Raw genomic sequence first — 15316 nt, 5'->3', positions numbered from 1 at the left:
GAAAGGAGAAAATTATGAATAGTGCTTTATCAAAAATCGACCGTCAAATCTTATGGTTGAATCGAGTGATTGTAACTTTTTTAGTCGTCATCACCATTGTTCCGCTGATTTATGTACTGGTAGCTTCTTTTATGGACCCAGCTACTTTGATCAATAAAGGTATAAGCTTCAATCCGAAAGATTGGACAATACAAGGATATCAACGGGTATTTGCAGATGATTCCATTTTACGCGGTTTTGTAAATTCGTTGTTTTACTCTTTTAGCTTCAGCTTATTGACTGTATTTATTACGATGATCACTGCGTATCCTTTGTCTCGACCTAACTTGGCGGGGAAAAAGATTATTATGACTTTTTTTGTCATTACAATGTTCGTGGGTGGCGGCTTGATACCTACCTATTTATTGGTAAAGAACTTGGGCATGTTAGATAGTGTATGGGCGATTATCGTACCAGGTGCTATAAATGTGTGGAATATTATCTTAGCCCGGACCTATTTTAGTGCTTTGCCAAAAGAACTTTCTGAAGCTGCTACTATCGATGGCGCCAATGACTTGCAAATACTGTTCAAAGTCATGCTTCCATTAGCTAAACCAATTATGTTCGTATTGTTTTTATATGCCTTTGTTGGGCAATGGAACTCATATTTTGATGCCATGATTTACATCAAAGATCCCGACTTACAGCCGTTGCAACTCGTATTAAGAAATATTTTGATCCAAAACCAACCCTCACAAGACATGGTGGGAGCCAATACAGCCATGGCAGAAATGAAACAAATTGCTGAGTTGATCAAATACGCAACGATCGTCATTTCTAGTTTGCCATTAATCATAATGTATCCTTTCTTCCAAAAATATTTTGATAAAGGTGTTTTAGTTGGTTCTGTTAAAGGATAAGTATTGTTCACTATTTGTATGAATAAAAATTATAAAGGAGATTTTAAGATGAAAGCAAAATGGATGCTGCCAATCGTTTTTACTTCCGTACTAATTTTGGGGGCTTGTGGAGGCTCAAAAGAAAAGAGTACATCAAGCCCTGATTATGAACTAGAAAATGTCTCTTTTCCATTGAAAGAAAAAGTATCTTTAAAAATGATGTCTCAAAGTGCCCCTTTGGCTCCCAATGATCCTAATGACAAATTGATTTTCCAACGGTTAGAAGAAGAGACCAATCTCCATATTGATTGGACAAACTACAGTAGTGATTTTGCCGAAAAAAGAAATTTGGATATCGCTAGTGGGGATTTACCAGATGCCATCTTCAACGCCGCTGCAGGTGACTATGATTTATTAAACTGGGCGGAAAGTGGCGTTATTGTACCGATTGAAGATTTGATCGAAGATTATATGCCAAATCTGAAGAAAATTTTTGATGAAAACCCCGAATACCGACAAATGTCTACTGCACCTGATGGTCACATTTACTCTATGCCTTGGATTGAAGAATTAGGCGAAGGAAAAGAGTCGATTCATACAGTAAATGGGATGGCTTGGATCAACAAGGAGTGGTTGGATAATTTGGGTCTTGAAATGCCGCAAACCACTGATCAGTTGATGACTGTGTTGGAGGCTTTCAAGACGCAAGATCCAAATGGTAATGGTGAAGCAGATGAAATTCCTTTTAGCTTTATTAACAATGGAGGAAATGAAGACTTAAAATTTTTAATGGGGGCATTCGGTCTAGGTGATAATGATGACCACTTAGTCGTTGATAACGATGGCCAGGTACAATTTACTGCTAACAAAGAAGGGTATAAAGAAGCCATCAAATATTTCAATGAAATGAATAATAAAGGTCTTATTGATAAAGAGGCTTTCGAACAAGATTGGAATACGTATGTTGCCAAAGGAAAAGAACATAAGTATGGCGTGTATTTTACTTGGGATAAAGCAAATATCACGGGTGCAGATGATAGTTATGACGTCTTGCCAGTCTTAGCGGGACCAGATGGAACGAAACACGTTACTCGTACGAATGGCATGGGTTTCTCAAGAGATCGTTTCGTAATTACTAGTGCGAATAAAAACTTGGAACTTACAGCTAGATGGATAGATAAAATGTATGAACCGTTACAGTCTGTCCAAAATAACTGGGGAACCTACGGTGATGAAGCACAGGCCAATATTTTTGAATTAAAGGATGGTATGTTAAAACATTTGCCTTTAGAGGGGACAGCACCGGGGGAACTAAGACAAAAAACCGAAGCTGGAGGACCATTAGCAGTTCTTGATTCTTATTACGGCACAGTCACTACTATGCCAGATGATGCGAAGTGGCGTTTAGATTTAATGCATGATACGTATTTGCCATATATTACGGAAGACAATATCTATCCACGTGTCTTTTTAGAAAAAGAAGATACAGACCGATTAGCAAAAATTGAAACAGATATGTGGGATTACATCTATCGCAAAAGAGCAGAGTGGATCACCGGCGGTAAAATCGATGAAGAATGGGAAGAATACCTTGCTGAATTGGAACGTGTAGGTTTGGAAGAATGGATTCAAATAAAGCAAACTGGCTATGATAATTTTTTGAAGGGAGCACAATAAGTGTTAGTAGAAGAAACGGCGATTTTGGATAAAGCAAATCGATTTATTGAAATGATGCGAGGAAAAGTTAACCCTCAGTATCGACAAAACTATCATTTTTCCGCACCCATTGGGTGGATAAATGACCCCAATGGGTTTATATATTACAAAGGGCATTACCATCTCTTCTATCAATACTATCCTTACGATAGTCGATGGGGGCCCATGCATTGGGGACATGCGCGCAGTAGTGATTTGGTCCATTGGGAAGATCTACCAGTAGCGTTAGCCCCAGATCAACCTTATGACAGCGGCGGGTGTTTCTCAGGAAGTGCAATTGAAAGAGACGGAAAACTATATTTATTTTATACAGGCTGTCAAGAAATTGATGGTATTAGCCATCAGCATCAATGTTTGGCGGTCTCTGAAGATGGTATTCATTTTAGCAAATACAATGGTAATCCTGTGGTAGCAGAAAAACAGCTAGGTGAAAATGGGCTGATACAAGAATTTCGTGATCCTAAAGTAATTGTTCACAACGATGCTTACTATATGGTAGTAGCTACTAAATCTACACAGTCTACTGGTAGAATAGTGATGTTTCAATCGTCAGATTTGTATACTTGGCACTTTTACTCTGTGTTGCTAGAAGGGACTTCAGAGCAAGGAATAATGTGGGAATGTCCTGATTTATTCCATTTAGACGGACGAGATGTCTTAATCATGTCTCCGATACAAATCAAGAAGAACGGACTGGAATATCATAATATCAGTTCTACCATGGCTTGTATTGGTGAGGTAAACTGGGAAACAGGTCAGATGATAGTTGATAATTTCCATGAAATGGATTTTGGAATGGATTTTTATGCACCACAAACAACAACAGATCCTAATGGTGGACGGGTGATGATTGCTTGGATGCAGATGTGGGATCGTACATTGCCTACACATGAGTTAGGCCATCTTTGGGCAGGCTCTATGAGTTTGCCCCGAGAGTTAAGAGTGAAAAAAAATCGATTGGTACAAAAACCCATCTCAACTGTATATAGTCATTTAGTTTATCAACAAGGCAGTGAAAATATCGCAGTGACTGACACATCAGTCGTATTTCGAAACGCACTGTCGGATTCTTCATATTTACATCTAGTCGCAGATTTGGAGAAAGCAGAAGTTTTTACAATTGAATTACTGCGGTCTAAGACGGATTGTCTCAAACTAACTTATGACACTGCTAAACAGGTTTTTGAATTGGATCGTCAGAAACTAGGAAGAGAGCTTACAGGGGCGGAAGAAGAATCTCTGAATGTCCGAAAAGTTGAAGTACCTTTGATTGATAATCAGCTCGTTCTTGAGATTTTTAGAGATACCTCATCAGTTGAAGTCTTTATTAATGGTTTAGAAGTTATGACGGCTACTTTCTATGAGCTGGAAAAAGCTCGAGATATCTTGTTTCATTCGATTGGAGAAAGTCGTATTCAAGCTTTTGAAACAGCGAGTGTGAAATAAATGTTTGATTGCTTAGGCGGTGTATCAATTATTTAATAGGTTTTGAAGGATAATATTTTTAGAAAAGAACAGATAGCTAGATTTCCCATGACTTTGCTATTAGTATTTTGAAAAAATTAGTAATTTATGACAAAATTCATTATACTAAACTTGTGCAGAAATGTGAGGGATCAACTATGAAAGCAACAATGAAAGATGTCGCAAAATTAGCAGGTGTCGGAGTAGGAACTGTTTCCCGGGTATTGAATAACGGCTCTGTTAAAGCTTCTACTAGAGAAAAAGTTGAAGCAGCAATGACAGAGTTAAAATATCAACCAGATTTTTATGCCCGGGGGTTAAAGATGAAGCATACGAATACGGTTGCTTTGATTCTACCCACTGTATGGCATCCATTTTTTGGCGAATTTGCCTACCATGTAGAAACAGCATTAGAAAGACAAAACTACAAGCTTTATTTGTGTAACTCCAGTGGGAATAGTGAAAAAGAACAAGAATATATCCAGATGGTCAGCCAAAATAAAGTAGACGGCATCATTGGAATTACTTATTCAGATATCGATGAATACATTTCGAGTAATCTGCCTTTTGTTAGTATTGACCGTTATTTCACTGAAGAGGTGATTTATGTGACCGCTGACAATGCGGCCGGTGGACGTTTGGCTGCAAATGAACTTTATCGCCGAGGATGTCAGAATGTAGCATATATCGGTGGGTACCAAGAAACACCGAATGAAACGAAGAGTCGTCGAAAATATTTTGAGATCGAGTGCCGTCAACTGGGGATTTCCTATAAAGCGTTAGATATGTTAGAACCTTTAGACCATCTCTCAGAACGTGTAACAAATTTTTTGTTAGAGAATCCCGATATCGATGGGATTTTTACGATCAACGATCCGATGGCATTAGCTGTCATTGGTATGCTTGAAAAAATAGGGAAAAACGTACCAGAGGATGTCCAAGTTATCGGATTTGATGGTCAAAAGATGACAGAAGGAGACCCTTATCTCGTATCAACAATTGCCCAACCTACAAAGCAAATGGCGGAAGTGGCAGTGGCAAAATTAATTGCTGTCATTAATGGAGAGACAGTAGAAAAACGTACCGTATTGCCGATTGAATTTGGCGAAGGTGGCACAACGAAACCTTTAGTGAGAAACGATTTTGCTTAGTGCAAATACGTTTCTTTTTTTGAAAATGAGTGAATGAAAGGTGTAGATAAAATGTTATATGGTGGAATAGAAGCTGGTGGAACAAAGTTTGTCTGTGGGATTGGTAATGAACAATTACAAGTGATAGAACGGAAAAGTTTTCCTACCACAACACCAGAAGAAACGATGAAGCAAGTGTTTGATTTCTTTGATAAGTACAAAGGAAATATCGCATCAATTGGTGTAGGAGCATTTGGGCCAATTGATATTCAAATCGAATCAAGAACTTACGGATATATCACCAACACTCCGAAGGTAGCTTGGCAAAATTATCATTTTGTAGGAGCTTTGGAAAACGCCTTGTCGGTTCCCATCTATTGGACTACCGATGTAAATGCTGCTTGTTATGGAGAATATATGGCAGGGTATGGAAAAGGTAAAAATAGTGTTCTTTATTACACCGTTGGTACTGGTGTTGGTGGTGGTGCTGTAGTCGATGGAAAAATAGTCACAGGTTTCAGTCATCCTGAAATGGGACATATGCTCTTACAACGTCATAATGAAGATCAATTTGAAGGAATCTGTCCTTTTCATCATGATTGTTTGGAAGGGTTAGCCTCAGGCCCCGCGATTGAAAAACGCTTTGGAAGAAAAGCCCAGACCATTTCATTTGATCATCCTTATTGGGCGATTGAGGCAGATTATCTTGCTCAGTGTGTGTATAACACAACTTTACTATATGCACCGGAAGTAATAATTTTAGGTGGGGGTGTAATGAAACAGCCGCAACTACTCGAGTTGATTCGCCAAGCGTTTAAAGAAAAAATGGGTTCCTATGTGGATACCCCTGCTCTTGAAGAATACCTACTAACTCCAATGCTTGCTGACGATGCAGGTTTGATCGGCTGCTTAGCTTTAGCAATAAAGAAGTTGGAACAATAGCAGCATGTTAAAGAACGTGTGAGAGAGTTTTTATAGCAGTTAGGATAGATAAAAAGGTTAACTAAAATGAGAGCTAGTAAAAAGGATGGCTAATAATAGATGTTCATATATATTTTTTGCGTAATCGAATGTCGCAAATAAGAATTTTTTCTTTCGTTCTATACTATTGTCTAGTTGCCTCAAATTGCTTCTTAATGCTTGGGTTTTGTTTTATCATAGATATTCAGTATAGAAATACACGATGTGAAAATCTATTATTCTTCTCGGTAGTTTATTGCTTCTAGTTGGGATGATTGCGTAGAAACTTAACGTCAGTTAAAGCGCGTCACGAATAGTAGTAACGAGAACTAATGAGACATTAGAATGTTATAAGAAACCCGTCAGAAGAGTCTGCCTGACGGGTTTTATAATTATTAGAAGGCTTGCTATTCCTCACAGCTCCGCAATCTTCCGTACGGTATTGATAGTCCGAATCGTAATCTGTTTACCGACGCTGGTGCTGGCTGTTTTTTTCCACCAATTGGTTTTTTGATAGTCTTTGCGGATGTAGGACCAGAAAACGACGTCTTTGTAAGAGAAAACCTGTTCAAGGTCGACATTTGGAGCCCCGAGTTTTTCAGATAACACCTCGTAGGTCAGTGAAGGCATCAAAAAGATCAGGTTGTCATAGATGGTTTTATCTTCCGTTCCTGACCAGTCAGGTCTATGGGCCAAGCGTTCCTGCAGATCTGTTTGGCGAATGATATAAATAGCGATATCAAAGGAAAAGTACCGTTTGATCATTGCTTTAATCATTTCGGCAAGGGCTTGTGGATCATCATCTTCGCTAGAAAAAATCACATTGCCGCTATTCAAATAAGTGACCACATCTCTAAACCCCAGTTCTTCAAAACCGGCTTTCAATTCTTTCATAGAAATTTTGTTATTCCCACCGACATTGATGCCTCTTAATAAAGCGATGTATCGTTGCATGGCTAGACCCTCCTTTAAAACTCTTCTTTTAGCTGATTATAGAATGGATGGAGCGGAAGCACAATCCTGGCTTCTCAGCTACCCAAAATACGTGAGCGAGAAGCGATTAATGCAAGCTTATTGGTGGAGTGGCTGTGGCGTACGTATTTTTGCACTGCAGATTAGTAAAAACGAAGAAACAACCTATAGATGGTAATACCCCTCACAAATTTACTAAAGCAAGCGAATTTGTGAGGGGCACTTTAAGTTGTTTTCTCTATTTCTGGCTTCATTGTTAATCCACCGCAATCCTCACAGACACTGTCTGTACGGGGACATCATAAAAGGGATCTTCTCGTCGGCCTAAAAAGTCTTGGGCTTGCTGAGGGAAGAGGGCGTACATCAGCACGTCTTCTTCGCTTTTGGCATACTCAGCGATTTCTTCCCGAAAGGCTGGCAGTTGTGGTGCCAGTAGATCAGCTGGTCTGACAGTGATCACTTCAGCATCTCCGATAATTGTTTCTTTGATTTCTTCGCTGATGGGTGCTGGCGATTGTCCATAAAATCCTTTGACGTAATCTTTGATCTCACTTGGGACAAGTTTGTAGCGTTCTCCTGAAATCACATTCATCAAGGCTTGAGTGCCGACCATTTGCGACAATGGGGTCACTAGCGGTGGATAGCCCAAGTCCGCTCTGACTTTTGGTACCTCTGCTAGAACTTCTTCATACTTGTCTTGCAATCCTTGTTCCGTCAATTGGCTGAGTAGGTTCGACAACATGCCGCCAGGTACTTGATAGATCAAGGTTTTGGGTTCGATGTCTTTGACTTTCGGGTTCAGTAGTCCTTCTTCGCGGAAACGATCACGAACGGGATTGAAGTGTTCCGCGATCTCAGCGACTTTCTGCAAATCAAGTCCCGTAGCAAAGCCGCAATCTTCTAAGGCGATTGCCACAGATTCGGTTGCTGGCTGACTGGTGCCGCCAGCAAAAGAGGAAATGGCGGTATCAATGATGTCTGCACCGGCTTCCGCAACTTTTAAGTAAGTCATCTCAGCAATGCCGCTGGTGGCATGGGTATGGACTTCCAGCGGCAGATCGACCGCGTCTTTGATTCGGCTGACCAACTCGTAGCCGGTTTGCGGCGTCAAAACGCCTGCCATATCTTTGATACAGATAGAATCTGCGCCGAGGTCTGCCATTTTGTTGGCAAGGTCAACGAAGTAATCCACGGTATGGATCTGGCTAGTAGTATAAGAGATTGCCGTTTGACAGTGTCCACCGGCTGCTTTTGTGGCGCGGATGGCGGTTTCTAAATTGCGGACATCATTTAAGGCATCAAACAAACGAAGAATGTCGATGCCGTTTTCGACCGATTTGGTCACAAAGTCAGCAACGACGTCATCGGCATAGTTTTTGTAGCCTAAGAGATTTTGTCCCCGTAAGAGCATTTGCAGTTTGGTCTTTTTCACTTCTTTGCGGATCGCCCGCAATCTTTCCCATGGGTCTTCATTTAAAAAACGCAAACAAGCATCGAAGGTTGCGCCGCCCCACATTTCCAGGGCATGATAGCCTGCTTGATCCATGGTTTTTAAAATCGGCAGCATATCGCTGGTAGGCATTCGCGTGGCGATCAGACTTTGTTGGCCGTCCCGCAAGACGGTTTCGGTAAATTGGATTTTTTTCATTCTTTCACTCTTTCCTGAATGATTTTACGGATCTGCTGCTGCATATCTGCTACGCTATGAGTTCTAGAACGGCCACAAACTTTGGCATCTTGTTCACAGACGTAGCAGCTTCTTGCCGGCAGTCCTATTTCGGTGCGGCTGATAGGTAAAAGCTGGTCTTGGTTTTTGGCTAAGACATCCAGATCCACCAATCGACCATAAGGATGATGGGTCTCAATCTGAACCATCATTCGTTTTAGTTCATAAGGATCTGTGGGCAGTACGAGATAATATTCCGGTCCAGTTTCCAAACTACGGTAGAGGTTTGCCAGTGGAATCAGTTCCTTGACGGCCTCTTCGATTTCCGTAATGAGTTCTTCAAAAACTGCGGTCAATGAGGCAGAATTTTTCACGGGACCAGGAATATTCATGGTGGCAACAAGTAATGCCGCTTTTTCATCCGCAGCGAGAAGCTCCCGTTGAAGGGAGCTTCTATTTTCTCGCGCCTGCAGCATATCGGTTAGCGTCACAGGGGTTCCTGAAAATAGGGCATCAGACATTTTTGACCACATCAATGATCGTGCCATCGCGGTATTCGATCAAAGCGACGGTTTTTTCCCCGTACTTGATTGGTTCGGGTTGACCGACAATGTTGTAGGCTTTTTCTTTTAATTCTTCAATGGTGTATTGGGGAATATCCAATGCTTCAAAATGGCTGATCAGGTCTTCGCGAGCAGGATTGATGGCGATCCCGATTTCTGTGACGACGACATCAATGCTGGCGCCTGGCGTGACGATCGTGTTGACGGTATCGACGATCGTTGGGATCCGTCCCCGCACGAGAGGAGCGATCACTAAGCTCATTTTGCACGCCATACTGGTATCTGAGTGGCCGCCAGAAGCACCGCGGATCACACCGTCAGAACCGGTGATGACATTGATGTTGAAATTCGTATCAACTTCCAGTGCGGAAAGAATGGCGGTATCCAATTGATTGATAAACGCCCCTTTGCTTAACGGTGAAGCATACATATTGGCATCGATCTCGTAATGATTGGCGTTTTTTCCTAGCGATTGTGCAGAAGGGTGATCGAAGTCTTGGACATCGATCAGTTTTTCTACTAATCCTTCTTCTAACAGTTCCACCATGGCATTGGTGATGCCGCCAAGGGCAAAGCTAGCTTTGATCTCATCTTTGATCATCGCCTCGCGTAAAAAACGAGAAACGGCTAATGCGGCACCGCCCGTTCCAGTTTGGAAGGAGAAGCCTTGTTGGTAGTAAGGCGAGCTGGTGATGACCTTGGCTGCATACTCAGCAATCAGCAATTCTTTTGGATTTTTGGTAAAGCGGGTCGCACCTTTTGCGATCCCTGCAGGATCACCGATGGCATCGACTTCCACGACATAATCGACATCCGTTTGGGGAATGCTGATTGGGGTATTTGGAAACGGCACCAGGGTGTCGGTGATGATCACGACTTGGTCGGCGTATTTTGCATCGACCATCGCATAGCCCAATGAGCCGCAGGTTGCTTTTCCGACGGTACCATTGGCATTGCCATACGCATCTGAGCTAGGCGCTCCTAAGAAAGCGACATCGATGTGGATATCGCCGGCGGCAATCGCACGAGCACGACCGCCATGAGAACGGATAATGACTGGGGCATCCATAATGCCTTCGGAGATTGCGGCACCGACTTTGTCCCGCAGACCGCTGGAGGTGATATTGGTCACGACCCCAGATTTGATATGTCCGATCAATGGTTCATGAACATTCGCGATGGAACTAGGGGCAATCGCAAGATTCTTGATGCCCATTTTTGCGATCTCGTCCAAAACGAGATTCATGATAAAGTCCCCTTCGCGAAAATGATGGTGGAAGGAGATCGTCATGCCGTCCGTTAGCCCTGTTTTTTCAATGGCTTCACGGATACTGCCCAAGACCTTGCTTTTGCCTGGCAGGACTGGCTCGATCTTGCGACTCGCTTCTTTGTAGGCATGGATATTGGCTGTTTCATTTTCAAAGACCCCGTATTGGTTGGCATAGCATTCAGGGATGTCTTTTCCTGCTTTGTTTAACACCATAATTACACTTCCTCCTCGGTAATCAATTTCGCTGCTTTGGCAAGGGCGATCACGCGTTCCGCTCGCTCAACGATTGGTTTATCGACCATTTTGCCATTCAAGGAGATCACACCAGAGCCTTTGCTTTCGGCTTCGCGAATGGCCCAGATCACTTCTTTGGCTTGTTGGATCTCGGTTTTTGAAGGCGCATAGATCCCATTGACTAGGGGAATCTGCCGTGGATTGATCACTGATTTTCCGTCAAAACCAAGCTGCTTGATGCGAGTCGTTTCAGCGATAAAGCCATCTGTGTCATTGATATCAGAAAAGACGGTATCGATGGCGGCGATCCCTGCAGCTCTAGCTGCATGCAAAATCATACTGCGGGCAAACAACAATTCTTGCCCATCTGGGTAGCGACGAGTCTTCATATTGGTGACATAATCTTCTGCCCCTAAAGCGATCCCGATCAAACGATCGGAAGCTGTAGCGATGTCTCGGGCATTTAAAACGCCTTCGGCAGACTCGATGGCAGCCATCATTTTGGTGGTTCCTACAGGCAGATCGTTTTCTTCTTCCACTTGCGTGATCACAGCGGCAACGTCAATGATGTCTTGGGCGGTTTCGGTTTTCGGTAGACGAATGACGTTGACCCCCGCTAGGACCATCGCTTCGATATCAAAGGCACCCACCGTGTCGAGGCCGTTGATGCGTACGACGGTTTCGATGGCAGAATAGTCAAAGGTTTTTAAGGCAAAATGCACCAGTGTCCGAGCGGAGTCTTTTTCATTCAAGGAGACCGCATCTTCTAAATCAAACATAACGGAATCGGCGCCATACAATGGTGCATCCCGTAGCATGGCAGCATTGGCTCCTGGTACAAACATCATCGTTCTTCTTAAACGTTCCATGTGTCGATCTCCTTCCAAGCATACTGTTCTTGTTCGGCGGCCCGATGAACGGCGGTCAGAGTTCGGGCTTTGATGGTACAGTCCAATGCGCCTTTATCGGTGGCAGTGATTTTGGCCTGTGTCACGCCTAGATGGTTCAGCGTCTCAAGGATGACGGCGCGAATTTGTTTGCCGAATTGTTTTTCGACACTGCTATCGAGGGTCAGCTCGATGGTTTGGGTTGTGGTAGGCTCGATCGCGATCAAGATATCACTGGATTCAACAGAGCCAGCAACCGCACTTTTTTTGATTTCCACTTATTATCACCTCTAAATATAGTTATGCTGCATTAAAAATGAGAACGTTGTTTCTGGTAAAAATTGCTGCAAGGAAAGTAAATCTTTTTCTGCAATCGCTTTCCGGACTTTTGTAGCCGAAACGGTTGATTGGTTGATCTTCAGACGGTCGATCACGATCAGTTCAAGCTCGGGTGAAAAAACGGCAGCCATGGCCTCGTTGTAGAGTTGGGTCACGGGCGAGTAAGGCTCTGAGCCTACAAAACGCGTAGTGATCGCCAACAGCGGGGCAATTTTTTCTTTGAAGAGGGTTGCATCAAAGGCGGCTTGTTTTTTGGCGATCGCCTCAGGTGCTTGCTCTTTCAAGAAATAACTGGGAAAGACCGCCGAAGAGACGAGATAGTTGTTGGTCGTCAGCACCGTTACATTTGGCAGATGAGCCACACCATCCGTCACCATCTGCAGCCGTTCGCTGGTAGAAAATTGCGAGCGGTCTTCTGATAAAACGAACACATAAACCTGTTCTTTTTGACTCGCAGCCGTTTCGACTAAGTACAAATGTCCTTTGGTAAAAGGATTAGCGTTCATGACGATCGCGCCGTTGTTTTGTCCAATTCGCTGCCGTTGCAGTTGCTGGGCATAGCTTTCAAAAGAAGGAACGCCTTGTTCCATGAACAAGATGTCTTGTGCTGCCAGCACTTCACGAAACCCGAGGGATTCAAAAAACAGGCGGTTTTTCGGTGCTGTATAGACGAAGGACTTGGTGAAGCCTTCGTCTTTGATATGATCGCTAAGGTGTGAAATCAATTGCGTCAACAGCTGTTCGGAGCGTCTTTTTTCACAGACCACCACATACTTGATGATATTGGCATAGCAAGAAGCAGTAGCAATCAAGGTTTGCTGGTCAAAAATGCCGACGGTATAGGCTACTTCTTCACCGACGGCTAAGCCAGCACGGGTGATCAATTTTTGCCATTGCAAAAAGACTTCTGGATCTTTTTGCAGCCAGATTCTTTTTAGGGTATACATACAATGCCTTCTTTATTTTTTTACTGGGAAGAGCTTCGACAAAAGCAAGGATGCGAAGTAGATGATCAGGATCACGACAAAGACGCCGCCCCAACCGAATAACAACAATTCAAATGAAGTCAGTAAATCTTGACTCATAGTTTTCCTCTCCTTTCTAGTGACCTAAGCAATCAGTGCCAGCAGTAAGCCACCGGCGATGACCGAAGCAATCTGTCCTGAAACGTTGGCACCGGCTGCATGCATCAAAATAAAGTTTTGCGGATCTTCATCTGTCGCCATTTTTTGGATGACCCGACTAGACATTGGAAACGCAGAGATACCAGCGGCACCGATCATTGGATTGATTTTTTCTTTACGGAACAAGTTCAGCACTTTCGCAAACAACACACCGCCGACCGAGTCCATAATAAAGGCAACCAACCCTAAACCAATAACCATCAATGTATCGACTTGTAAGAATTCTTCATATTGCATTTTCACAGAAATTGATAAACCTAGGAGGATACTAATGATATTCACTAGTTCGTTTTGAGCAGTGATGGACAAACGATCCAAGACACCACATTCCCGTAAGAGATTTCCAAACATCAAAAATCCAACCAGTGGCAATGAAACAGGTGCAATTAACCCTGCTACGATCGAGATCACGATCGGGAACAAAATTTTGGCCGTTTGCGAAACTTCGCCGGCACGATACGACATACGAATTTTTCGTTCATGCTTGGTCGTCACTGCTTTGATGGCAACCGGTTGAATGATCGGTACTAGCGCCATGTAAGAGTAAGCTGCTACCATGATCGCACCCATATATTTCGAGTTCAGCGTATTTGCGACAAAAATCGAAGTCGGACCGTCAGCAGCGCCGATGATCCCGATGGAAGCTGCGTCGTTTAAATCAAAACCAAGCAACACGGCAACGATGATCGTAAAGAAGATCCCGAATTGCGCAGCAGCGCCAAACAACAAAAGAAATGGATTTTGCAGCAAGGGACCAAAATCGATCATCGCGCCAATCCCGATAAACAAAAGCAAGGGGAACAATTCAGTTGAGATCCCCATATCAAACAATACTTGGAACGGGCCAGCTTCTCCGCCAGCACTTAACACACCTGAGTTCGGGAAGTTCACTAACAACGTGCCCAATCCCATGGGTACTAATAAGGTCGGTTCATATTCTTTCTTGATCCCCAAATACATCAATAGACCACCGATGAACATCATAACGATCCGTCCCGGCTCCGATCCTAACCCGACTACACCTTCAATTAACGTTTCCACTACGTCACTTCCTTTTCAATAAATTAGCCGATCGTAATCAGCAGTTCTCCTGGGTTGACCATGTCGCCCGCATTGACTGCAATGGCAACCACGGTTCCTGCTTTTGGTGCCACGATCTCATTTTCCATCTTCATGGCTTCTAAAATCATCAACGACTGATTTTCTTGTACAGTATCACCTACATTGACCAAGAGACGTAAAATCGTTCCCGGCATCGGAGAATGAATCGGCTCGCCATCAGCAGGAAGCGTAGCTGGCACTGGCTGTGGTGCTACTTCTGGTTCTGGTGTGCTGACTGCCTCTGGTTGAGCAGGTACCGCTGCGGGAGCCGGTGTTGGCACTGCTGGGGCAGGAGTGGTAGGTTGCGGCGCACCGATTTCTTCCATTTCGACAAGGTATTCTTGCCCATCGATTGCTATTTTAAATTTACGTAACATGTTTTTCCCTCACTTGTTTTCATTTTTTTTGGCTATTTTTTTAATTGTGAACTGAGAATCAGGCAGCTCTCCTGCGGCAATACTGGCGGCAATCAGGGCGACTCGCTTAAATTCAGGATTGCGTTTCTCAATTCTTCGAATGACAAACTGACTTTCAGGGTAACATTCAGCCCCTAGTGCGGCGGCTATCAGACTGACTAATGGATAATCTTCTGCAGGCGCTGGCTGATAGCTCGACACTTCTTGCCAATCAGACGCGGGTGGATCCGTTATCATTTCCTCGGACTTCAAAGGGGAGCTGACAGGCGCATCAGGTTCATCATGCGTTTTTTTGAACAATCTTTTAATAAGATTCATGGGTTTCTCCTTTCTCAATGATTCGTTCCCTTTCATTATAGAAACTCCCGTTCAATCAGCGAGATTTATTTCGGCTAAAAATTGTTTTTTCAGTGTTCCTTTTTTAAAAAAAGAGCGAAAAACCGAGATAAACGTTGATTTATCAAGCTTTTTATTGCGTTAATATTCTGTTAAGAACTTTTTAAACGAAAAATAAGATTTGAAAAGAGAAATTGTTT

Annotated in this window: 16 protein-coding genes; 5 read left to right on the top strand and 11 right to left on the bottom strand. The window is 43.1% G+C overall.

Annotation, left to right across the window (positions count from 1 at the left end; genetic code table 11):
* Nucleotides 1-14 precede the first annotated feature (14 nt).
* From A5867_RS00225 to A5867_RS00205, 5 genes are all read left to right on the top strand, one after another.
* Nucleotides 15-899, top strand: coding sequence for a carbohydrate ABC transporter permease (locus A5867_RS00225; protein ID WP_005230433.1), 885 nt, complete (start codon nt 15-17; stop codon nt 897-899).
* A gap of 48 nt (nt 900-947) precedes the next feature.
* Complete coding sequence (locus A5867_RS00220; RefSeq protein ID WP_077454161.1) at nt 948-2555, top strand: ABC transporter substrate-binding protein; 1608 nt, start codon at nt 948-950, stop codon at nt 2553-2555.
* Nucleotides 2556-4040, top strand: coding sequence for a glycoside hydrolase family 32 protein (locus tag A5867_RS00215; RefSeq protein WP_087626651.1), 1485 nt, complete (start codon nt 2556-2558; stop codon nt 4038-4040).
* A gap of 176 nt (nt 4041-4216) precedes the next feature.
* Nucleotides 4217-5209: a LacI family DNA-binding transcriptional regulator gene (locus tag A5867_RS00210; protein WP_087626650.1), complete on the top strand. Its 993-nt coding sequence runs from the start codon at nt 4217-4219 to the stop codon at nt 5207-5209.
* Between the two features lie 51 nt (nt 5210-5260).
* Nucleotides 5261-6130, top strand: coding sequence for an ROK family protein (locus A5867_RS00205; protein WP_061053450.1), 870 nt, complete (start codon nt 5261-5263; stop codon nt 6128-6130).
* A 432-nt stretch (nt 6131-6562) separates the two neighbouring features.
* Here A5867_RS00205 and A5867_RS00200 read toward each other — a convergent pair whose 3' ends face one another.
* The 11 genes from A5867_RS00200 to A5867_RS00145 all read right to left on the bottom strand — a co-directional run bounded on the left by A5867_RS00200 (nt 6563) and on the right by A5867_RS00145 (nt 15098).
* Nucleotides 6563-7102: a DUF1697 domain-containing protein gene (locus A5867_RS00200; protein WP_087626649.1), complete on the bottom strand. Its 540-nt coding sequence runs from the start codon at nt 7100-7102 to the stop codon at nt 6563-6565.
* 274 nt (nt 7103-7376) lie between these two features.
* Entirely contained in the window at nt 7377-8768 is a 1392-nt protein-coding gene (locus A5867_RS00190; protein ID WP_087626647.1) for an oxaloacetate decarboxylase subunit alpha, read from the bottom strand.
* On the bottom strand, nt 8765-9307 hold the full coding sequence (citX, locus tag A5867_RS00185) for a citrate lyase holo-[acyl-carrier protein] synthase (protein ID WP_249269996.1): 543 nt from the start codon (nt 9305-9307) through the stop codon (nt 8765-8767). Before citX ends, A5867_RS00190 begins: the two co-directional genes overlap by 4 nt.
* On the bottom strand, nt 9300-10832 hold the full coding sequence (gene citF / locus A5867_RS00180) for a citrate lyase subunit alpha (RefSeq protein WP_087626645.1): 1533 nt from the start codon (nt 10830-10832) through the stop codon (nt 9300-9302). Before citF ends, citX begins: the two co-directional genes overlap by 8 nt.
* Nucleotides 10833-10834: 2 nt before the next feature.
* Complete coding sequence (citE, locus tag A5867_RS00175) at nt 10835-11722, bottom strand: citrate (pro-3S)-lyase subunit beta (protein ID WP_087626644.1); 888 nt, start codon at nt 11720-11722, stop codon at nt 10835-10837.
* Nucleotides 11710-12018: a citrate lyase acyl carrier protein gene (gene citD, locus A5867_RS00170; protein ID WP_005230465.1), complete on the bottom strand. Its 309-nt coding sequence runs from the start codon at nt 12016-12018 to the stop codon at nt 11710-11712. Before citD ends, citE begins: the two co-directional genes overlap by 13 nt.
* A gap of 12 nt (nt 12019-12030) precedes the next feature.
* Entirely contained in the window at nt 12031-13026 is a 996-nt protein-coding gene (gene citC / locus A5867_RS00165; protein ID WP_087626643.1) for a [citrate (pro-3S)-lyase] ligase, read from the bottom strand.
* Nucleotides 13027-13038: 12 nt separating this feature from the next.
* Complete coding sequence (locus tag A5867_RS18275) at nt 13039-13164, bottom strand: OadG-related small transporter subunit (RefSeq protein WP_008381833.1); 126 nt, start codon at nt 13162-13164, stop codon at nt 13039-13041.
* Nucleotides 13165-13188: 24 nt separating this feature from the next.
* The gene (locus A5867_RS00155; protein ID WP_005230469.1) at nt 13189-14304 is read right to left on the bottom strand and encodes a sodium ion-translocating decarboxylase subunit beta; all 1116 of its coding nucleotides are present in this window, start codon (nt 14302-14304) and stop codon (nt 13189-13191) included.
* A gap of 23 nt (nt 14305-14327) precedes the next feature.
* Nucleotides 14328-14741 carry an acetyl-CoA carboxylase biotin carboxyl carrier protein subunit gene (locus A5867_RS00150; RefSeq protein WP_087626642.1) on the bottom strand — a complete coding sequence of 138 codons (414 nt, stop codon included), beginning with the start codon at nt 14739-14741 and terminating at the stop codon, nt 14328-14330.
* 9 nt (nt 14742-14750) lie between these two features.
* Entirely contained in the window at nt 14751-15098 is a 348-nt protein-coding gene (locus A5867_RS00145; RefSeq protein WP_241655700.1) for a hypothetical protein, read from the bottom strand.
* Between the last annotated feature and the right edge of the window lie 218 nt (nt 15099-15316).

The sequence above is a fragment of the Enterococcus sp. 6D12_DIV0197 genome (assembly GCF_002174385.1).
Lineage (GTDB): Bacteria > Bacillota > Bacilli > Lactobacillales > Enterococcaceae > Enterococcus_D > Enterococcus_D casseliflavus.
This window is presented reverse-complemented; position numbering and strand designations above follow the sequence as displayed.